Annotated in this window: 15 protein-coding genes; all 15 read left to right on the forward strand. The window is 73.4% G+C overall.

Annotated features, from left to right (window positions below; all coding sequences use genetic code 11):
- Window positions 1-9: 9 nt before the first annotated feature.
- Window positions 10-960 carry a 16S rRNA (cytosine(1402)-N(4))-methyltransferase RsmH gene (gene rsmH / locus LV78_RS10495; RefSeq protein WP_253844652.1) on the forward strand — a complete coding sequence of 317 codons (951 nt, stop codon included), beginning with the start codon at window positions 10-12 and terminating at the stop codon, window positions 958-960.
- Window positions 957-1,712, forward strand: a complete 756-nt coding sequence (ftsL, locus tag LV78_RS10500; RefSeq protein ID WP_253844653.1) for a cell division protein FtsL — start codon at window positions 957-959, stop codon at window positions 1,710-1,712. The genes rsmH and ftsL overlap by 4 nt, the downstream gene beginning before the upstream one ends.
- A gap of 504 nt (window positions 1,713-2,216) precedes the next feature.
- Window positions 2,217-4,124 carry a peptidoglycan D,D-transpeptidase FtsI family protein gene (locus tag LV78_RS10505; RefSeq protein WP_253844654.1) on the forward strand — a complete coding sequence of 636 codons (1,908 nt, stop codon included), beginning with the start codon at window positions 2,217-2,219 and terminating at the stop codon, window positions 4,122-4,124.
- A 62-nt stretch (window positions 4,125-4,186) separates the two neighbouring features.
- Complete coding sequence (locus tag LV78_RS10510; protein ID WP_253844655.1) at window positions 4,187-5,770, forward strand: UDP-N-acetylmuramoyl-L-alanyl-D-glutamate--2,6-diaminopimelate ligase; 1,584 nt, start codon at window positions 4,187-4,189, stop codon at window positions 5,768-5,770.
- On the forward strand, window positions 5,767-7,239 hold the full coding sequence (locus LV78_RS10515) for a UDP-N-acetylmuramoyl-tripeptide--D-alanyl-D-alanine ligase (protein WP_253844656.1): 1,473 nt from the start codon (window positions 5,767-5,769) through the stop codon (window positions 7,237-7,239). The genes LV78_RS10510 and LV78_RS10515 overlap by 4 nt, the downstream gene beginning before the upstream one ends.
- Window positions 7,236-8,324, forward strand: coding sequence for a phospho-N-acetylmuramoyl-pentapeptide-transferase (mraY, locus tag LV78_RS10520; protein WP_015804467.1), 1,089 nt, complete (start codon window positions 7,236-7,238; stop codon window positions 8,322-8,324). Before LV78_RS10515 ends, mraY begins: the two co-directional genes overlap by 4 nt.
- 2 nt (window positions 8,325-8,326) lie before the next feature.
- On the forward strand, window positions 8,327-9,679 hold the full coding sequence (gene murD / locus LV78_RS10525) for a UDP-N-acetylmuramoyl-L-alanine--D-glutamate ligase (protein ID WP_253844657.1): 1,353 nt from the start codon (window positions 8,327-8,329) through the stop codon (window positions 9,677-9,679).
- Window positions 9,680-9,834: 155 nt separating this feature from the next.
- Entirely contained in the window at window positions 9,835-11,112 is a 1,278-nt protein-coding gene (locus LV78_RS10530; protein ID WP_253844658.1) for a hypothetical protein, read from the forward strand.
- Window positions 11,113-11,131: 19 nt separating this feature from the next.
- Window positions 11,132-11,593: a DUF7768 domain-containing protein gene (locus LV78_RS10535; RefSeq protein ID WP_015804464.1), complete on the forward strand. Its 462-nt coding sequence runs from the start codon at window positions 11,132-11,134 to the stop codon at window positions 11,591-11,593.
- Window position 11,594: 1 nt separating this feature from the next.
- The gene (locus LV78_RS10540; RefSeq protein WP_253844659.1) at window positions 11,595-12,800 is read left to right on the forward strand and encodes a hypothetical protein; all 1,206 of its coding nucleotides are present in this window, start codon (window positions 11,595-11,597) and stop codon (window positions 12,798-12,800) included.
- Between the two features lie 109 nt (window positions 12,801-12,909).
- Entirely contained in the window at window positions 12,910-14,370 is a 1,461-nt protein-coding gene (gene ftsW, locus LV78_RS10545) for a putative lipid II flippase FtsW (protein WP_253844660.1), read from the forward strand.
- A gap of 1,264 nt (window positions 14,371-15,634) precedes the next feature.
- Complete coding sequence (gene murG / locus LV78_RS10550) at window positions 15,635-16,753, forward strand: undecaprenyldiphospho-muramoylpentapeptide beta-N-acetylglucosaminyltransferase (RefSeq protein ID WP_301306331.1); 1,119 nt, start codon at window positions 15,635-15,637, stop codon at window positions 16,751-16,753.
- On the forward strand, window positions 16,750-18,150 hold the full coding sequence (murC, locus tag LV78_RS10555) for a UDP-N-acetylmuramate--L-alanine ligase (RefSeq protein WP_308208698.1): 1,401 nt from the start codon (window positions 16,750-16,752) through the stop codon (window positions 18,148-18,150). The genes murG and murC overlap by 4 nt, the downstream gene beginning before the upstream one ends.
- Window positions 18,147-18,869: a cell division protein FtsQ/DivIB gene (locus LV78_RS10560; RefSeq protein ID WP_253844662.1), complete on the forward strand. Its 723-nt coding sequence runs from the start codon at window positions 18,147-18,149 to the stop codon at window positions 18,867-18,869. Before murC ends, LV78_RS10560 begins: the two co-directional genes overlap by 4 nt.
- A 533-nt stretch (window positions 18,870-19,402) precedes the next feature.
- Window positions 19,403-20,614 (forward strand): cell division protein FtsZ, encoded by a 1,212-nt coding sequence (ftsZ, locus tag LV78_RS10565; protein ID WP_253844663.1) that lies wholly within the window; start codon window positions 19,403-19,405, stop codon window positions 20,612-20,614.
- Window positions 20,615-20,625: the final 11 nt, after the last annotated feature.

A 20,625-nucleotide genomic window follows, 5' to 3' on the forward strand; every position in this document is an offset into this window, starting at 1 on the left:
AGGACGTTCATGGGTGAGGCGGCGCGGCACGTGCCGGTGCTGCTCGACCGCGTCCTCGGCCTGCTCGCCCCCGCGCTGGCCGACCGCGACGACGCCGTCTTCGTGGACTGCACCCTCGGCCTCGGCGGGCACTCCGAGGCCGTCCTCAAGGCGCACCCCGGCGTGCGGCTGATCGGCCTCGACCGCGACCCGCAGGCCATCGCGCTCGCGAAGGCCAGGCTGGAGCCGTTCGCCGACCGGGTCGAGTTCGTCCAGACCACCTACGACGGCATCGCCGAGGCGGTCGACGGGCGCGAGGTCCACGGCGTCCTGATGGACCTCGGCGTGTCCTCGCTCCAGCTCGACGCGCGCGAGCGCGGGTTCGCCTACTCCCAGGACGCGCCGCTGGACATGCGGATGAGCGCGGGCAGCGGCGAGACCGCGGCCGACGTGCTCAACACCTACCCGGCCGCCGACCTGGCCCGCGTGCTGCGCGACTACGGCGAGGAGCGGTTCGCCCGCAAGATCGCCGCCGCCGTGGTGCGCGAGCGCGCCAAGGAGCCGTTCACCACCAGCGGCAGGCTGGTCGAGCTGCTGTACGCGTCGGTGCCCGCCGCGACCAGGCGCACCGGCGGCCACCCGGCCAAGCGCACGTTCCAGGCGCTGCGCATCGAGGTCAACCGCGAGCTGGAGTCGCTGCGCGCGGCGCTGCCCGCCGCGCTGTCGGTGCTGGCCGTCGGCGGGCGGATCGTCGTCGAGTCCTACCAGTCGCTGGAGGACCGGATGGTCAAGCGCGCCCTCGCGGACCTGGCCGCGTCCCGCACCCCGGCGGGCCTGCCGGTGGAGCTGCCCGGCCACGGCCCCGAGGTCAAGCTGCTGACCAGGGGCGCCGAGGTCGCGAACGAGGCCGAGATCGAGGACAACCCGAGGGCGGCTCCCGTGCGCCTGCGGGCTGCGGAACGGATCAGGGAGGCGACATGACCGCACCGGCCCGCGCGGGCGGCGTCCCGACCAACCCGGCTAAGGGGCCACGCGAGCGCGCGCTGCGCGCCGTGCCCGAGCGCCCGGCGCGCCCGAGGTCCGGCGCGGCCGAGAAGGCCTACGCCCGCAAGGCGCAGCGCACCGGTCGCAGACCCGAGCAGGTCCGCAAGCCCGCGCCCGTCCACAAGGCCCCGTTCGTGGTCATGGTGATGATGGTGCTCGGCGTGGGCATCGCGGCGATCATGTGGCTGTCGACCCAGGCCACCGAGGACTCCTACCGGCTGCAGGAGGCCCGCGCCGAGGAGACCGAGCTGGCCCGCAAGGTCGAGCAGCTGCGCCGCGAGGTCGCGCAGGCCGAGTCCCCCCTGACCCTGTCCGAGGCCGCGCGCGGCCTCGGCATGGTCCCCGCGAACGACCCGGCCAGGCTGCGCCAGCTCCCCGACGGCTCGGTGCAGGTCTACGGCACCCCCAGCGCGGCGCCCCTCCCGGCGCCGACCACGGTGAGCCCGCCCCCGAGCGCCCAGCAGGACGCGCAGGCCCAGCAGAACGGGACCGCGCAGGGGCAGGAGGGCCAGCAGGGGCAGGGGCAGCAGGACCCGGCCCAGCAGGGCCAGAACCAGCAAGGTCAGGCCCAGCAGAACCAGACCGAACAGGGTCAGGCCCAGCAGGGCCAGCCGCAGCCGAACGCGCAGGACGGCCAGCAGGGGCAGCAGACCGGTGAGCAGCAGGGTCAGCAGCAGCCGCCGGGCTAGCGCCGGACGCTCCCCCTCGCGCCGCGCCTCGACCGAGGTCGGGCACGGGGAGCAGGTGTGGCACATAGGGGTTGGCCGCGTCCACGGGCTGGGCGCGGCTGATCGGCGTTTTCGGCCCGGATCGGGCGAACCCGACGAACCCCGGCCGCCGCACGCCCGTCGCACCGCTCAAGCCTGCGCCGCCCAGGCCTGCACGGCGCAAGCCTGCGCCGCGCAAGTCCGAGCCGGTGAAGCGCGCACCGGTCGAGTACGCGCCCAAGAACCCTGCACCGAAGAGGCATGTGCTGAAGAAGCCCTGGTAGAGCGGCTCCGCGTCCGGCGGGCTGGAGGGGTTCGGGAACCGCGCGCGCCGTGGTCCGGCGGGTTAGCGCCCGTCGAGCCACCCGCGCCTTCCGCACGCACCGCGCCACCGCGCGCGGCACGAACACCGCAGCGCCGCCGTCCGGCGGACGCCACGAGCGCGCCCGCCGCCAGGCCCGCGCGCACGATCCCAGGAGGTCAGTCATGCCGGGGCCATCGCGCGGCAGGCCAGCGCGCCGTCCGTTGTCCGTCCGCAGGCCCGTGCCCGCCAAGCGCGGGAAGGCCGCCAACAGCCGCCTGCGGATCGCCGTCGGCCGGGTGCTGCTGATCGCCGCCCTGCTCGCCGCGGGCGTCAAGCTCGTGCAGGTCCAGGGCTTCCAGGCGGAAGCGCTGTCCGCGCAGGCCGAGAAGCAGCGGGCCACCCCGATCGACATCCCGGCCGAGCGCGGCTCCATCACCGACCGCAACGGCAACCAGCTCGCGTTCAGCATCGAGGCGCGCGCGCTCTACGTGCTGCCCGCGCTCATGCGCCAGAAGTGGGACGAGGAGGTCAAGAAGAACTCGAAGCTGGAGAGCTACGAGGAGCGCGCCCGCAAGATCGCCGAGCTCGTCGAGAAGACCCTCGGCCGCGAGGTGGCGGGCCAGAAGACCGACGCGGACACCGTCTACGCGCTGCTCACCAAGGACATCAGCTACACCGAGATCGCCGACCACGTCGAGCCCGACAAGGCCGAGGCGATCAGCGAGGTGTACGCGGACGTCGGCTACGAGCGCCGGGCCGTGCGCGTCTACCCCAACGGCGAGCTGGCCTCCAACATCGTCGGCGCGGCGAACTGGCGCAAGGACCAGCAGCCGCCGGGCACGCAGGGCCTGCTCGGACTGGAGAACTCGCAGAACAACCTGCTCTCCGGCACCAACGGCCGCCGCATCGTCGACACCGTCCAGGGCAACGACACCGTCGTCATCCCCGGTCCCGGCCGCTCCCGCGAGATCACCCCGGCCACTCCCGGCAAGAGCCTTGAGCTGACCATCGACCTGGACACCCAGTACGCGGTGCAGAACATGGTCACCGACTACGCCAGGAAGGCGGGCGCGGACAGCGCGTCGGCGGTCGTGCTCGACACCGCCACCGGCGAGATCCTGGCCATGGCCAACGACAAGACGTTCGACCCCACCGACTTCGGCCGCGCCAGCGACGCCCAGCGCAGCAACACGGCGGTCAGCGCGAACTTCGAGCCCGGCTCGGTCAACAAGATCGTCACCGCCGCCGCCGCCATCGAGGACGGCATCTACCGGCCGGACAGCGTGCTCACCGTCGACGGCAGCATCAAGGTCGCCGACCGCACCATCAAGGACGCCACCTGGCACGACACCCAGAAGATGAGCTTCACCGGGGTGTTCGCCAAGTCCTCCAACGTCGGCACCCTGATGACCGCCCAGCAGGTCGGGGCGGACCGCTTCGCGGACCTGCTGACCAAGTTCGGCCTCGGCACCCGCACCGGCTCCGGCCTGCCCGGCGAGGAGGCGGGCCTGGTCCCGCCGCGCCAGCAGTGGTCCGGCTCCACGTTCGGCAACCTGCCCATCGGCCAGGGCCTCAACATGACCCTGCTGCAGATGACCGGCATGTACCAGGCCATCGCCAACGACGGCCTGCGCGTGCCGCCCAGGATCATCAAGGCCGAGGTGGGCGCCGACGGCTCCCGCACCGAGCTGGGCAGGCCCGAGGGCGTGCGCGTGGTCAGCCCGCAGACCGCCAAGACGGTCCGCGACATGTTCCGCTCCATCGTCCAGTCCGCCCCCAACGGGCAGAGCGGCACCGGCACCGCGGCGGCCGTCCCCGGCTACCAGGTCTCCGGCAAGACCGGCACCGCGCAGCAGCTGGACGCCAGGGGCAACTACAGCAACTCCCAGTACTGGATCACGTTCGCGGGCATCTTCCCGGCGGACAGCCCGCGCTTCGCCGTGGGCGTCATGCTGGACAACCCCCAGGCGGGCACCCAGGAGAGCGCCTCGGCGGCCCCGCTGTTCCACGACATCGCGTCCTACCTCGCGCAGCGCTACCAGGTCCCGATGTCGGCGGAGCAGAGCCCGGTGGTCCCGCTGGTGCTGTGAACACCCCGGATCCGACCTCCCGGAAAGGGCCTGACCAGCGGTGCGGGTCCGGAATGGATGTGATGGCCGACCACTCTCCGTGCGCCGGTAGCCTTCCGCGCGTGCCTGCCAAGCTTGAGGGCAAGGTAGCGACCGCCCCACCTCGCCCTTCCCGCACCCAGTCCGTCCCCGTGTCGGAACTCGCCGCGGCAGTCGACGCCCGGCTGACCTCGCCCGCCGACGCGCCCGTGCTGGTCACGGGCGTGACACTGCGCGCCCAGCACGTGCTGCCCGGCGACCTGTTCGCCGCGCTGCCCGGAGCCAGGGCGCACGGCGCGGACTTCGCCGCCGAGGCGGTCCGCCGCGGCGCGGTGGCCGTGCTGACCGACGAGGACGGCGCCTCCCGCCCGGAGCTGCGCGACGTCCCGGTGCTGGTGCACCGGGACCCGCGCGCCGCGCTGGGGGCGCTGTCCGCCCGCGTCTACGGGGAACCCGCCGCGCGCGTCGCCCTCTGGGGCGTCACGGGCACGTCCGGCAAGACCACCACCTCGTACATGATCGAGTCCTGCCTGCGCGCCGAGGGGCGCGCGACCGGGCTCATCGGCACCGTCGAGACCCGCATCGCCGGTGAGCGGCTCGACAGCGCGTTCACCACCCCCGAGGCGCCCGACCTGCAGGCCCTGCTGGCCGTCATGGTCGAGCGCGGCGTCGGCGACGCGGTCATGGAGGTGTCCAGCCACGCGCTGCGCCTCGGCCGCGTCGGCGGGGCCGGCTTCGCGGTCGGCGCGTTCACCAACCTGTCCCAGGACCACCTCGACTTCCACCCCGACATGGAGGACTACTTCCAGGCGAAGGCCGAGCTGTTCGACGGCCGCGCCCGCCGGGAGGTCGTCTGCGTCGACGGCGAGTGGGGCCGCCGCCTGGTCAAGCCCGGCACGGTCACCGTGTCAGCGACCGCGCCCGTCGGCGAGGCGACCTGGACCGCCAGCGGCGTCCGCGTCTCCGCCACCGGCGAGCAGAGCTTCACCGCGCACGGCCCGGACGGGCTGGAGCTCGCGGTGGAGCTGCGGCTGCCCGGCGACTTCAACGTCGCCAACGCCCTGCTCGCCATCGGCTGCCTGCACGCGTCCGGCGTGAGCGCCGAGGCGATCACGCGCGGCCTGGCCGAGGTGCAGGTGCCCGGCCGGATGCAGCGCGTCGACGTCGGCCAGGGCTTCACCGCCGTCGTGGACTACTCGCACAAGCCCGCCGCCGTCGTGCTCGCGCTCGACGCTGTGCGCGCCCGCGCCACCGGCCGGGTCATCACCGTGCTCGGCTGCGGCGGCGACCGGGACACCGCCAAGCGCCCCCTCATGGGCGCCGAGGCCGCCCGCCGCAGCGAGGTGCTCGTCGTCACCGACGACAACCCGCGCAGCGAGGACCCGGCCGACATCCGCGCCGCCGTGCTCGCGGGCGCGCTGGAGGTGCCCGAGGCCGAGCGCGGCGAGGTCGTCGAGATCGGCGACCGGGGCGCGGCCATCGCGCACGCCGTGTCGCTGGCCGCGCCGGGCGACGTGGTCGTCGTCGCGGGCAAGGGGCACGAGACCGGTCAGGAAGTCGCGGGCGTCGTGCACCCGTTCTCGGACGTCGACGCCCTCACCGGGGCGATCAAGGAGGCCCTCCGGTGATCACGCTGACCCTGGCCGAGATCGCCGAGATCGTCGGCGGCAGGCTGCACAACACCGACGGCTCGCCCGTCGTCAAGGCGGGCGTCGAGTTCGACACCCGCAGGCTGCTGCCCGGCGGACTGTTCCTGGCCCTGCCCGGCGAGCGGGTCGACGGCCACGACTTCGCCGCCGCCGCGATCGAGGCGGGCGCCTCGGGCGTGCTGGCGGGCCGCGAGGTCCCCGCGCCCTCGGTGATCGCCCCGCCGGTCGCCCCCGCCGACGAGCACGAGGGCGCCTACGTGCTGTCCGGCGACAGCGACGGCTCCGGCGCGGCCGTGCTCGCCGCGCTGGGCAAGCTCGCCAGGCACGTCACCGACGAGCTCACCGCGTCCGGGCTGGCCGTCGTCGGCGTCACCGGCTCCTCGGGCAAGACGTCCACCAAGGACCTCATCGCCCAGGTGCTGTCCCCGATGGGCCCCACGATCGCCCCGCCCGGCTCGTTCAACAACGAGCTGGGCCACCCGTGGACCGCGCTGCGCGCCGACGAGGACACCGGCTACCTGGTGCTGGAGCTGTCCGCGCGCGGTCCCGGCCACATCGCGGACCTGTGCGCCGTCGCGCCCCCGAGGATCGGCGCGGTGCTCAACGTCGGCACCGCCCACCTCGGCGAGTTCGGCTCCCGCGAGGGCGTCGCCCGCACCAAGGGCGAGCTGGTCGAGGCCCTGCCCGAGGACGGCGTCGCGGTGCTCAACGCCGACGACCCGCTGGTGCTGGCCATGGCCGACCGCACGAGGGCGAAGGTCGTCCTCGTCGGCGAGCACGGCAGGGCGCACGTCCGCGCGGTCGACATCGTCCTCGACGACCAGGCCCGCCCCGGTTTCACGCTCCTCACCCCGCGCGGCAGCGCGCGCGTCCAGCTCGCCGTGCACGGTCCCCACCAGGTCGGCAACGCGCTCACCGCCGCCGCCATCGCGCTGGAGCTCGGCGCCACGCCCCAGGAGGTCGCCGACCGGCTGGCCTCGGCGAAGCCGGTCTCCGCGCACCGCATGGAGGTCGTGGACCGGGCCGACGGCGTCACGGTCGTCAACGACGCCTACAACGCCAACCCGGAGTCGGTGAAGGCGGCGCTGAAGTCGCTGGCCACCATCTCCCGCTCCACCACCCCCGCGCGGCGCAGCTGGGCCGTGCTGGGGCCGATGGCGGAGCTGGGCGCCGACTCGGTGCGCGCGCACGACGAGATCGGCAGGCTCGCGGTGCGCCTGGACGTCAACCGGCTGGTCGTCATCGGTGACGACGCCCGCGCGATGCACCAGGGAGCGCACCTGGAAGGATCATGGGGCGACGAGTCGATCCTGGTGCCGGACGTCGCTGCGGCGATCGAACTGCTGCGCGACGAGGTGCGGCCCGGTGACGTCGTTCTGGTTAAGGCATCCAACTCATACGGCCTGTGGCGGGTTGCCGAGGCTCTCCTGGAGGCGGGCAGCAAGTGAAGAGCATCCTGATCGCGGCGGCGATCGCGCTGATCACGTCGATCATGCTCACGCCGTACCTGATCAAGATCTTCTCGCGGCAGGGCTTCGGCCAGGAGATCCGCGAGGAGGGCCCGCAGAGCCACAAGACCAAGCGCGGCACGCCCACCATGGGCGGTGTCGCGATCCTGGTGGCGATGTGGGCCGGTTACCTCGGCGCGCACCTGGTGAACTCCATGTCCGCGTCGGCGCAGGACCAGACGCCCACCGCGTCCGGCCTGCTCGTCCTCATGCTCACCACCTCGCTGGGCGTCGTCGGCTTCCTCGACGACTTCATCAAGATCCGCAAGCAGCGCAACCTCGGCCTGAACAAGACCGCGAAGCTCGTCGGCCAGTTCGTGGCCACGATCATCTTCGCGGTGCTGGTCGTGCAGTTCCCGGACAACCAGGGCCTGACGCCCGCGTCGGTGAACCTGTCGTTCGTCCGCGACATCACGGTGGTCTCGTTCGGCGTCATCGGCTTCGTGGTGTTCTGCTACGCGGCGATCAGCGCCTGGTCCAACGCGGTGAACCTGACCGACGGCCTCGACGGCCTCGCGGGCGGCACCTCGGCGATGGTGTTCGGCACCTACGTGGTGATCAGCTTCTGGCAGTTCCGCTACAACTGCACCAACATGCCGGTCGCGGGCTGCTACGACGTGCGCGACCCGCTGGACCTGGCGCTCGTCGCCGCCGCCGCGATGGCGGGCTGCATCGGCTTCCTGTGGTGGAACGCGGCCCCGGCCAAGATCTTCATGGGTGACACCGGCTCGCTCGCGCTCGGCGGCCTGGTCGCCGGTCTGTCCATCACCACCCGCACCGAGCTGCTCATGGTCGTCATCGGCGGCATGTTCGTGGTCGAGGCGCTGTCGGTGGTGCTCCAGGTCGCGGTGTTCCGCACGTCCAGGCGGCGGTTGTTCCGCATGGCCCCGTTCCACCACCACTTCGAGCTCGCGGGCTGGGCGGAAACCACGGTCATCATCCGGTTCTGGCTCCTCGGCGGCATCTGCTGCATGTTGGGCCTGGGCCTGTTCTACAGCGAGTGGCTCACCGCGGTCGGGAGCTGACCGTGGGGTTCCTGGCTGGACGTTCGGCGCTCGTCGCGGGCGCCGGGGTGGCGGGCCGCTCGGCGGCGGAGGCCCTGCTGGCGGCGGGCGCGACGGTCACCGTGACCGACTCCTCCGCCGACCGGTTGGCCGCGATGGGCGAGCTGCTGCCCGGAGTCGACCTGGTGGCGGGGCTCGTTGCCCCGCCCGAGGGCGTCGACCTGGTGGTGACCAGTCCGGGGTGGCGCCCGGACAACCCCCTGCTGGCCGCCTCGGCGGCGGCCGGGGTCGAGGTGATCGGCGAGGTCGAGCTGGCCTGGCGGATGGCCGCCGAGCTGGCCGACCCGCCCGCGTGGCTGGTGGTCACCGGCACCAACGGCAAGACCACGACCGTGACCATGCTGGAGTCGATCCTGCGGGCGGCGGGGCTGGACGCGATCGCGTGCGGCAACGTCGGCCTGCCGGTGGTCGACGCGCTGCTCGCCGGGCACCGGGTGCTCGCGGTCGAGCTGTCGAGCTTCCAGCTGCACTGGTCCCCGTCCGTGCGGCCGACCGCCGGGGTGCTGCTCAACGTCGCCGAGGACCACCTGGACTGGCACGGGTCGCTGGAGGCGTACGCGCTGGCCAAGGCGGGCGCGCTGGTCGGCGACGTGGCGATCGCCGGGGTCGACGACCCGTACGTGGCGAAGCTGCTGACCGAGGCTCCGGGGACCGCGCACGTCGGGATCACCCTGGGGGAGCCCGAGGAGGGGCAGCTCGGGGTCGCGGGCGGCTACCTGGTGGACCGGGCGTTCGGCCCGGACAGCAGGCTGGCGGCGGTGGCGGACGTGACGCCCGGCGGTCCGCCCGGCATCGCGGACGCCCTCGCGGCGGCGGCGCTGGCGCGGGCCTACGGGGTCGAGCCGGAGGCGGTCCGCAGGGGCCTGCTGGACTTCCGGCCGGGCGACCACCGGGGTGTGGTCGTCGGCGAGGTCGGCGGGGTGCGGTACGTGAACGACTCGAAGGCGACCAACCCGCACGCGGCCGTGGCGTCGCTGCGGTCGCACGAGAGCGTGGTGTGGATCGCGGGCGGGCTGCTCAAGGGCGCGTCGGTGGCCGAGCTGGTCAGGGCCGAGGGGCACCGGCTGCGCGCGGCCGTGCTGATCGGCGCCGACCGGGCGGCGATCGCGGCGGCGCTGGCGGAGCACGCGCCCGCGGTGCCGGTGGTGGAGCTCGCCGAGGGCGGCATGGCGGGCGCGGTGCGCGCGGCGGCCGGGTTCGCGCGGCCGGGCGACGCGGTGCTGCTGGCGCCCGCTGCGGCGTCGATGGACATGTTCGCGGATTACGCGCACCGGGGGCGGGCTTTCGCCGAGGCGGTGCGCGAACTGGCCGGGTGAGCGCGCTCCTGGGCTTGTGCGGAAGGACCCCGTTCCCCGGTTGGGGGATGGGGTCCTTCCGCTTTCCGGGGCGAGGTGGGCGGGGACCGCAGATGTGCGGCAGGGGGCGGTGGCGGCGCGCCGACCGTGGGGGAGTGCGAGCGGGGGATTCCGGGGTGGTCGGGGACCGCCGGGTGGACGTCCTGGTCGTCGGCGCGGGGCCTGCCGGGCTGGCCGCCTCGGCGGCGCTGGCCCCGTGGTCGGGGGAGGTGCTGCTGCTCGACCGGGGCGGACCGCTCGCCCTGCGGTCGGAGGACGACCCCGGCGACCTGGTCTCCGGGCAGGGCGGGGCCGGGCTGTACTCGGACGGGAAGTTCTCCTTCCACCCGTCCGCTTCCCGGTTGTGGGAGGTCGAGCCCCAGGGGGCGCTGGCCGAGTCCTACCGGTGGTTCGCCGACCTGCTGGCGGACGTGCTCCCGGTGCCCGGATACCCGGAGGGGCGGGTGAGCGGACCAGCGGCGCCACCGCCGGTCGGCGCGCGCCGCAAGTCCTACCGGTCCCGCTACGTGCCGTTGGAGCAGCGCTTCGAGCTGGTCGGTGAGTTGTCGCGAGCAGGCGGGCGGGAGATCCTGTTCGACACCGAGGTCGTCGAGGTCCACCCGAGGCGCGGCGGTCCCGTCGACCTGGTCGTCCGGCGACGGGGGAGCACCGCTGTGATCACCGCGAGGGCCGTCGTGCTGGCGGGGGGCCGGTTCGGTCCGCTCTCCGCCCGGCTGGACCGGCGGCACCTGCGGTTCGAGCGCGTCGAACTGGGCCTGCGGATCGAGCAGCCCGCGCCGGTGTTCTTCCTGCTGGACGAGCCCGACCTGGACCCGAAGTACCTGATCCCGGACCCGGTCACCGGGGCGCAGTGGCGCACCTTCTGCTGCTGCCGGGACGGCCGGGTCGTGCCGACCGCCTTCGGGCGGTGGCGCTCGTTGTCCGGGCGCGCGGACTGCCCGCCCACCGGGCTGTCCAACGTCGGGTTCACCATGCGGGTCACCGACGAGGCGCGGGGGCGCGCGCTGCTCGGGCTGCTGGCCACCTCGGTGCCCGGCAGGAGCGTTCCCGAAGGTCTTCCCTGGGAGCGGTTCATGGCGGACGACGACGGAGGTGCGGAACTGCTGGGCGGCGGCGAGGGCGCTCCGTGGCTGCTGAGCGCCGTGCGGCGTGGGCTCATCACACTATCGGGGCTATTCGGCGACACGCCCTTGTCCGGTTCGGTGCTGCACTGGCCCGCCGTCGAAGGGGTTGGATACTATCCGCGAACCGATTCCGGTTTGCGATTGCCGGGATTCCCCCTGTGGGTCGCGGGGGACGCGTCCGGGAAATTCCGCGGAATCACGGCAGCGCTGGTGAGCGGTCACTTCTCCGGACAGCAGGCGCTGCTGCGCCTGCGCGAGGGATCGGTGTGACGGTCGACGTGGAGGTCTGGTGGACATTACCGAGGTGAAGCCCGTGGTCTACACGGCGCACTCGAAGTTAAACTTCTTCTGCCGCGACGCGATATGCGAATACGTTTTGCGCCTGGGTGCGGTCCCGGTCAACCCCTTCCGCTTGTTCGACTACTTCCTGAACGACCGGGTCGACCGCGATCTCGTGCGTCGGGGCAACAACAACCTCGTGCGCATGGCCGACGAGGTCTGGGTGTTCGGGCCCGTCTCCAACGGGGTCCTGTTCGAGATCGGGTACGCGGCCGGTCTCGGCAAGACCGTCCGCTACCACACGGTGAGCCCCACCTCCTCGGAGATCGCTCCCACCGGCGCGGCCGAGGTCACCTTCGAGGAGGAGCTCCTGGCAGGCGCCGAGGACGGCGAGCGGGAGCTGCGCCGGGTGATCGCGCGGTCGCTGGAACGCCGCAGGGTCGACGAGTCCCCGGTGCTCGCGGGGCAGTGAGGTGGGCCTCCCCTCGGCCGCCGGGGCGGGGCCGGTCAGCGGCAGACCGCTCTACCTGCACCTGCTCGACCGGGAGCTGGGCGGCTCGGTCGGGTTCCGGCTGACCCCGCGCGTGTTCGAGCACGTGGTGAAGTGCCTGCTCCTGGGCACCACGTCACCGCTGTGCTGCGGCATCTCCCTGGTCTGGGAGAACGGCGGCCTCGGGGAGCGCGAGCACCGGCTGCTCTCCGCGCTCGCGGAGCACGACTCCTTCCAGCCGATCAGCTACCAGGGCACGCTCGACGAGTTCGTCAGCTCCCGGCAGCGCCTCTACCGGCACGACGCCCACCGGTACCCGCTGTACTTCGGCCGGGAGAGCGCGCGGCTGGAACTGGTCCGCCCCACGCTGCACAAGGACGCTGACACCACCGAGGCGCTGCAGGGATCGCTGCTCGCCTGGGCCGGGACCGGTGACGGGGGCGGCAGCCGGGGGCTCGCCCGCCGCGTCGTGCTGCGGGCCCTGCTCAAGCGCCGGGAGCGGGCCATCACGTTCAGCCTCTTCCAGGCCACCGCCAGGCGGGTCGGTGGCGGGGCCGAGGTGGAGGGGGAGGTCAAGCGGCGGATCTCCACCGCCTACACCCGGCACTACCTGGACTTCCTCGGCGGCGACCTGCCCACCGGTGTGCCAGGCCTCTCCCGGTTCGACGGCGATCTCTCCGCCGACTTCCCGCTGTTCGACGTGCCGCTGCTGACCACCCTGCTGCGCGGGGTCGGGCTCGGGGCGGTGCTGGACTCGCCGTGGCACGAGCACGAGGAGTGGTGGCTGCGGTTCCTCGCCGAGCGGGGGACGGGCGCGCACTGGGCGCTGGTGTGGAACCTGGGCGCCGTGCTGGGCGCGGTCGCCGCGCTGCGCCCGCCCGCGAGGGGCAGCGGCGAGCAGTTCACCGCGCGGGCGGTGATGCGGGCGGCGCTCGGCGGGCTGTGCGCGGCGGAGAGCGCCCGCGCCGGGGCGAACAGCCTGGTCACGGCGGCGGCCGACCGGTCCATGGGGGTGCTGGGACGGGTGGTCGTCGGGCCTGCGGACCTCGGCGCCGGACCCACCGCTTCCAGCACGAACACCGCCACCGGCGCGGGGAGCGGCAGCGTGACCCAGGTCGGCTCGGTGCACGGCGGACTGCACCAGCACCACCACTGGCACACCCCCGCGCCTGGGCCGGCGCGACCGTGATCGCGCTCGCGTGAACGCGACACGCGGGAGCGCTTCCCGGCGTGTCGGCTTGCGCGCGAGACCATGAGCGCATGTGGATCGGGATGAGCGGCCCTGGGCGGGTCGGGACGTGACCGTCGTCGAGCGCGAGCAGGGGACCGCGCGCGGGAAGGCGTGGCGGCACCCCCGCAGCGCGCTGACCGCGTGGCTGAGCAGACCGCTGGCGGACTTCCACCTGCTGCTGGCGGTCTTCGGGATGCTCACCGCCATCGGGTTGATCATGGTGCTGTCGGCGTCGGCACCGGGTGAGGTCGCCTCGGGGCGGGCAGCCTACTCGGTGTTCCGCAACCAGCTGATGTACGTCGGCGTCGGCGCGGTGCTCTTCTGGATCACGCTCCGGCTGCCGCTGCGCAGCATCCGGCACAGCAGCACGATGGCCATGCTCGTGTCCGTCGTCCTGCTCGGCCTGGTGCTCACGCCGCTCGGCACGAACATCTGGGGCGCCCAGTCCTGGTTCCGCATCGGCAGCATCTCGTTCCAGCCGATCGAGCCCGCGAAGCTCGCCATGGCGCTGTGGGGCGCGCACGTGCTGGTCACCAAGCGGGCGCTGCTCAACCAGTACCGGCACCTGCTCGTGCCGGTCGTGCCGGTCGCGCTGATGGTGTTCGCGCTGGTCATGCTGCAACCCGACCTCGGCGGCACGATCACCCTCGCGGTGGTGCTGCTCAGCTTGCTCTGGTTCGTCGGCGCGCCCATGCGGGTGTTCGGCGTGATCCTGGCCGCGGCGGTCGGCGGCGCGGTCGTGCTGGCGGTCGGCGCGTCCTACCGGCTGGACCGGGTGCTCGCGTACCTCGACCCCGAGGAGGACCCGCTCGGGTCCGGGCTGCAGTCGCTGCAGGCGATGTACGCGCTGGCCGAGGGCGGGTTCTTCGGGAAGGGGCTGACGAACGGCAGCGCCAAGTGGCGGTACTTGCCGAACGTGCACAGCGACTTCATCTTCGCGGTGATCGGCGAGGAGCTCGGGTTCATCGGGTGCCTGCTGGTGCTCGGGCTGTTCGCGCTGCTGGCGGTGGTGGGGCTGCGGATCGCGGCGCGCAACACCGACCCGTGGATCAGGATGATCGCCGGGACGCTCACGGTGTGGCTGGTCGCGCAGGCCGCGATCAACATCGGCTACGTGGTGCGGCTGCTCCCGGTCACCGGCATCACGCTGCCGATGATCTCGTCGGGCGGCACGTCGATCGTCACGACGATGATCGTGTTCGGCATCCTGGCGAGCTGCGCCCGGCACGAGCCGGAGGCGGTGGCGGCGCTGCGCAAGCTCGGCCCGGGCCGCGTCGGCGGCTTCCTGCGCCTGCCCGCCCCCGAGGCCTACCGCCCCCCGGCCCGCCGCAAGCCCGGCCGCCCGTCGTCGCCGCCACGCGCGCCGGGCCGCCGCGCGGCGCCCGCGCCGAAGGTCGAGGAGCGGCGAGTGGGCGGACGCTCGGCGCCGCCGTCGGAGTACCGGCGGCGGGAGTCCAGGAAGGCCACGCAGGACCGGACCACGCGAGTGGCGCGGCCGACGAGGAGGACTGGGCGCGACGGGCGGTGAGGGTGGGGGTGGTGGGGACTTGGACGCGGGGAGCGGGGACTTGGGCGTGGGGACTGGGTTGCGGGAACTCGGTTGTGGGGACGGGGTCGGGTGGGACCCGACCACCGCGTTCCCGAACTCCGGCTGAACGATCCGCTCGCCTGAATCTCGGATGAACGGTCCGTTCGACTCAGCTTGAGTGAACGGTCCGCTCGCCCCAGCCTGAGTGAACGGCCCGTTCGCTGGTACGGCCTCCGGGTGAACGGTCCGTTCGTCGCGCACGGCCTTCAGGTGAACGGCCCGCTCGTCGCGCACGGCCTTCGGGCGAATGGTCCGTTCGCCGCGCATCGCTCTCAGGTGAACGGTCCGTTCGTCGCTCACCGCCTTCAGGTGAACGGTCCGTTCACTCAAGGTCGAACGACCGGTCCTGGGTGAGCGGTCCGCTCGCCGCACGCGGATTTCGGGTGAACGGTCCGTTCGCTCGAAGTTGGATGGCCAGTCTTGAGTGAGCGGTCCGTTCGCCCAAGGTTGGATGGCCAGTCATGGGTGAACGGTCCATTCGCCCAAGGTTGGACGGCTGATCAAGGGCGAACGGTCCGCTCACCCAAGGTTGGACGGCCGGTCCTGGGTGAGCGGTCCGCTCGCTCAGGACCAGGTGAATGGTCCGTTCACCGCCCGCCAGCTTCGGGCCAACGGTCCGTTCGCTCAAGGTCGGACGGCTGGCCAAGGTTGAACGGTCCGTTCACCGCCGCCAAAGCGCTGGTCAGGCCTGCTACCGCAGTAGTTCACCGCGCGGCTGGTGCGGTTGAACGGTCCGTTCAACCGCACCAGCCGCTGGACCCGCCGCCGGGCCGTTCATCGGTTCTCCACCCCCGCCCGATGGTGCTGTTTCCGCCACAGTTCCGTTTTTCGCCAACAGGCTCGGGGCAGCCGAGTCGAGCGGTCCGGTCGCCTCCGGGTGAGCGGTCCGCTCACCCGCCGTCGCTCACCCCGGTCCGCTCAGGCCGCGACCTCGCCCCTGGCCTACGGCCGCCTTACCCCGGTTGCCCACTGCCCGGTCCCCTCTCCTCGCCGCCCCACCCCGCCCAGCCCGGCTGCCCTGCCTGACTCGACCACCTCCCCCCCCCCCCCCCCCCCCCCCCCCCCCCCCCCCCCCCCCCCCCCCCCCCCCCCCCCCCCCCCCCCCCCCCCCCCCCCCCCCCCCCACACGTCCAAGGTGGAGAACCGCCCCCAACCGCCGTTGCTAGGCTTTTCGGCGTCGAGTCCGACGAGCGCTTCCCCACACCTGGAGGTCACCCTGTCCGGCGATCGGCTTGCCAAGAACGGTCCCTGCGTGGTCGTCGCCGGAGGCGGCACCGCTGGGCACATCGAGCCCGCGCTCGCCCTGGCCGACGCCGTCATGAGGCTTCGGCCGGACGCCAGGGTCGTCGCGCTCGGGACGGAGCGGGGGCTGGAGAACCGGCTCGTGCCCGCGCGCGGTTACCCCCTCGAACTGATCCCGCCCGTCCCCATGCCGCGCAAGCCCACCGCGGACCTGCTCAAGCTGCCGCTCAAGGTGCGCGGCGCCGTGAAGCAGACCCGCGACGTGCTGGAGCGGGTCGGCGCGGACGTCGTCGTCGGCTTCGGCGGGTACGTCTCGCTCCCCGCCTACCTCGCCGCGCGCGGTCGCGTGCCGATCGTCGTGCACGAGGCCAACGCGAAGTCCGGCCTCGCCAACAAGGTCGGCGCGAAGTTCGCCGAGCGCGTCGCGGCGGCCGTGCCCGACTCGGGGCTCTCGGACGCGCGCGTGATCGGCATCCCGCTCCGCCACTCCATCACCACCCTGAACCGCGCCGCGCTGCGCGCCGAGGCCCGCCGGGCCTTCGGCCTGCACCCGACCGCGCCGGTCCTGCTGGTGTTCGGCGGCTCGCAGGGCGCCCGCTCGATCAACACCGCGGTCTCCGCCGCCGCCCCCGCGTTCGCCTCGGCGGGCATCGGCGTGCTGCACGCCCACGGCCCCAAGAACACCGTGGCCGTCCAGCAGGTCCCGAACACCCCGGCCTACGTCCCGGTGCCCTACCTGGAGCGCATGGACCTGGCCTACGCCGCCGCCGACGCCGTCCTGTGCCGCTCCGGCGCGATGACGGTCGCCGAGGTCTCCGCGGTCGGCCTCCCGGCCGTGTTCGTCCCGCTGCCCCACGGCAACGGCGAGCAGGCCCTCAACGCCAACCCGGTGGTCGCCGCCGGTGGTGGCGTCCTGATCCCCGACGAGCAGCTCACCCCCGAGTGGGTGGCCGCCAACGTCGTCCCGCTGGTCGCGAACCGCCAGCGCCTCGCCGCCATGTCGGCCGCGACGCTGTCCACCGGCCACCGCGAGGCCGACGAGGTGCTCGCGCGCATGGTGCTGGAGGTGATCAAGAAGTGAGCGGGGTCCTCGACCGGGTCCACCTGGTCGGCATCGGCGGCGCGGGCATGAGCGGCATCGCGCGCATCCTCCTCGCCAGGGGCGCGGGGGTGTCCGGATCGGACGCGAAGGACTCGCGGACGGTCCTCGCGCTGCGCGCCCAGGGCGCCCACGTCGCCATCGGCCACGACGGCGCCAACCTCGACCAGCTCGACGGCGGCCCCACCGCCGTCGTGGTGTCCACCGCGATCCGCGAGGACAACCCCGAGCTGGTCGCCGCCCGCGAGCGCGGCGTGGCCGTGCTCCGCCGGGCCGAGGCGCTGGCCGCCCTGATGCTCGACCACCGGGTCGCCTGCGTCGCGGGCACCCACGGCAAGACCTCCACCACGTCCATGCTGACCGTGGCGCTCCAGCACTGCCGCATGGACCCGTCGTTCGCGATCGGCGGCGACCTCAACGAGTCCGGCGCCAACGCCCACCAGGGCGCGGGCGGCGTGTTCGTGGCCGAGGCCGACGAGAGCGACGGCTCGTTCCTGTTCTTCGCGCCGTCGGTGGCGGTCGTGACCAACGTGGAGGCCGACCACCTCGACCACCACGGCACCGTCGAGGCCTACGTGGCCGTGTTCGACGAGTTCCTGGAGCGCGTCGAGCCCGGCGGCGTGCTGATCGCCTGCGCCGACGACGAGGGCTCCGCCGCGCTGGCCGACCGCGCCGAGAAGCGCGGCATCCGGGTGCGCCGCTACGGCCGCGCCGCGACCGGCGATGGCGCCGCCGTGCTGGTCGAGCACCGGCCGGACGGCGCGGGCGGCCTGGCCGTCGTGGAGCTGGACGGCGAGCGGCTGGACGTGCGGGTCGCCGTGCCCGGCGAGCACATGGCGGGCAACGCGGTCGCCGCGCTGCTGGCCGCCGTCGAGCTCGGCGCCGACCGCTGGGGCGTCCTGGAGGGCCTGGCCGCGTTCGGCGGGGTCCGCAGGCGCTTCGAGTTCAAGGGCGTCGCGGCGGGCGTGCGGGTCTACGACGACTACGCCCACCACCCCACCGAGGTCGCCGCGCAGCTCAAGGCGGCCCGCCCGGTCGCGGGCGACGGCAGGCTGGTCGTGGTGTTCCAGCCGCACCTGTACTCGCGCACCAAGGCGTTCGCCGCCGAGTTCGGGCAGGCGCTCGCGCTCGCCGACGAGGTCGTCGTGCTCGACGTGTACGGCGCGCGCGAGGACCCGGAGCCCGGCGTGACCGGCGAGCTGGTCGCCGACGCCGTCCCGCTGGAGGCGGGCAGGGTGCGGCACGTGCCCTCGTTCGACCGGGTGCCCGAGCTGGTCGCGGGCCTGGTCCGCGAGGGCGACCTGGTGGTCACGATGGGCGCGGGCGACGTCACCATGCTCGGCCCGGTGATCGTGGACGCGCTGGCGCAGCGAGGATGAGCGCCACGACGGCGCGCCGCCCGCGCGCGCAGCAGCGGCGCAAGTCCTCGCGCGGTCCCGACCGCGCGACGGTGCTGCGCAGGCGGGCGGTCGCCGTCATGAGCGTCGTCACCGTCGTGGTGCTCGGCTACGCGCTCTGGTTCACCTCGCTGGTGGGCGTGAGCGCGGTGGAGGTCGAGGGCAACGCCGAGCTGACGGCCGAGCAGGTGCGGGTGGCGGCCGAGGTCGGCACCGGCGAGCCGATCCTGAGCCTGGACACCGGGGCGGTCGCGGCGAAGGTGCGCGAGCTGCCCAGGGTGGCGGACGTGGAGGTCTCCCGGTCGCTGCCCGGCACGGTGCTGCTCAAGGTCACCGAGCGCACCCCGGTCGCCGTGGTGCAGGCGGACGACGGCGCGCACCTGGTCGACCGGACCGGCAAGGACTACGCGACCACGTCCGCCGCGCCCGCCGGGCTGCCGGTGCTCAGGGGGACCGGCGAGGAGGCGCTCGCCGCCTCGGTGTCGGTGCTCGTGCAGCTGCCGGACGACCTGCGCCGCGAGGTGCTGTCGGTGAGCTCCAGCGGCGGGTCCGACCTGGTGCTGGAGATGTCGGCGGGCCGCGAGGTCCGCTGGGGCTCGGCGCAGGACACCCCGCGCAAGGCTGCCGTCCTGGACGTGCTGCTGACCCGCGAGGGCAAGGTGTACGACGTGACCAGCCCCGAGCTGCCGACGGTGTCCTGAGGCCGGGGTCCTGGCTGTGCTCACGGGTCGGGGGCGCCTGCGCGCGCAGGCGCCCCCGATTCCGGCCGGGGGCGCGTGAACCGCTCGCGGCGGTGCCCTTTCAGGCACTCGCGCGTGGTGATTCCCGTCACGGTTTGGCGCGGGGGTCGATCACGTCGTCGCCGGTCCCGGCGGGTCGGGACACTTCCCACCACCCGTGATCACGGCTCCGCGCCCCCGACCACGTCCGATGAGGACGGTCGGTGGCGGCCGTCACGCCCGCCGCGCCGAGCGGGCTGGGCGAAACCGCCCGCGCGGTCGGACTACCCTTGGCCCAGCGCGGCGCTGCCCTACGGGGTGACCGGACGGCGGACGCCCGTGGCAACTACGGCGTGGCTGCTGGACCGACGCACCACCGGTGCATACCGTCCAGCAGGAACATACGGGGTTGACACAACTCTTGACCCAGCGTCGAGGGTTTCAATCCGGGTGCGGTGACCCGGTGGTCATCCACTCCAGCACATGAGCACGGACACGATCAGGAAGGCGGACCGATGACGCCCCCGCACAACTACCTCGCGGTGATCAAGGTCGTCGGCATCGGCGGCGGTGGTGTCAACGCCGTCAACCGCATGATCGAGGTCGGGCTCAAGGGCGTCGAGTTCATCGCGGTCAACACCGACGCGCAGGCGCTGCTGATGTCCGACGCCGACGTCAAGCTCGACATCGGCCGTGAGCTGACCAGGGGACTCGGCGCTGGCGCCAACCCCGAGGTCGGCCACAAGGCCGCGGAAGACCACCGCGAGGAGATCGAAGAGGTCCTCAAGGGCGCCGACATGGTGTTCGTCACCGCCGGTGAGGGCGGTGGCACGGGCACCGGTGGCGCGCCCGTCGTGGCCTCGATCGCCCGCAAGCTCGGCGCGCTGACCATCGGCGTGGTGACCCGGCCGTTCTCGTTCGAGGGCAAGCGCCGGGCCAAGCAGGCCGAAGAGGGCATCCAGGCGCTGCGCAACGAGTGCGACACGCTCATCGTCATCCCGAACGACCGGCTGCTCCAGCTCGGCGACATCGGCGTCTCGCTGATGGACGCGTTCCGCTCCGCGGACGAGGTGCTGCTGTCCGGTGTCCAGGGCATCACCGACCTCATCACCACGCCCGGTCTGATCAACCTGGACTTCGCGGACGTCAAGTCCGTCATGTCCGGGGCGGGCAGCGCGCTGATGGGCATCGGCTCGGCCCGAGGCGAGGGCAGAGCGGTGCAAGCGGCCCAGAAGGCGATCAACAGCCCGCTGCTGGAAGCGTCCATGGAGGGCGCGCACGGCGTGCTGCTGTCGATCGCGGGCGGGTCCGACCTGGGGCTGTTCGAGATCAACGAGAGCGCCTCGCTGGTCCAGGAGGCGGCGCACCCCGACGCGAACATCATCTTCGGTACGGTCATCGACGACTCGCTCGGCGACGAGGTGCGGGTGACGGTGATCGCGGCCGGGTTCGACGGGAACGGGCCGACGCACAAGAAGCTCGAACCGCAGGCCCTGTCCAGCCCGCAGAAGGCGGCGGAGCCCGCACCGGCGCCGCCGGTCGCGGTCGAGCCGTCACCACCGCCGACCCCGCCGCTGCCGACCCTCCCGGTCCAGCCGCAGCCGCCCGCGAGCACGTACCAGCCGCCGCAGCCGCTGCCCCGACCGCTGGGCCTGGGCAACCGGGCCGTGCCGGTCACGGACGACCCGGACGACGAGGTCGACGTGCCGCCGTTCATGCGGCGGTAGTCGGCAGGCGG

Source organism: Actinosynnema pretiosum (assembly GCF_024171695.1).
Classification (GTDB): domain Bacteria; phylum Actinomycetota; class Actinomycetes; order Mycobacteriales; family Pseudonocardiaceae; genus Actinosynnema; species Actinosynnema pretiosum.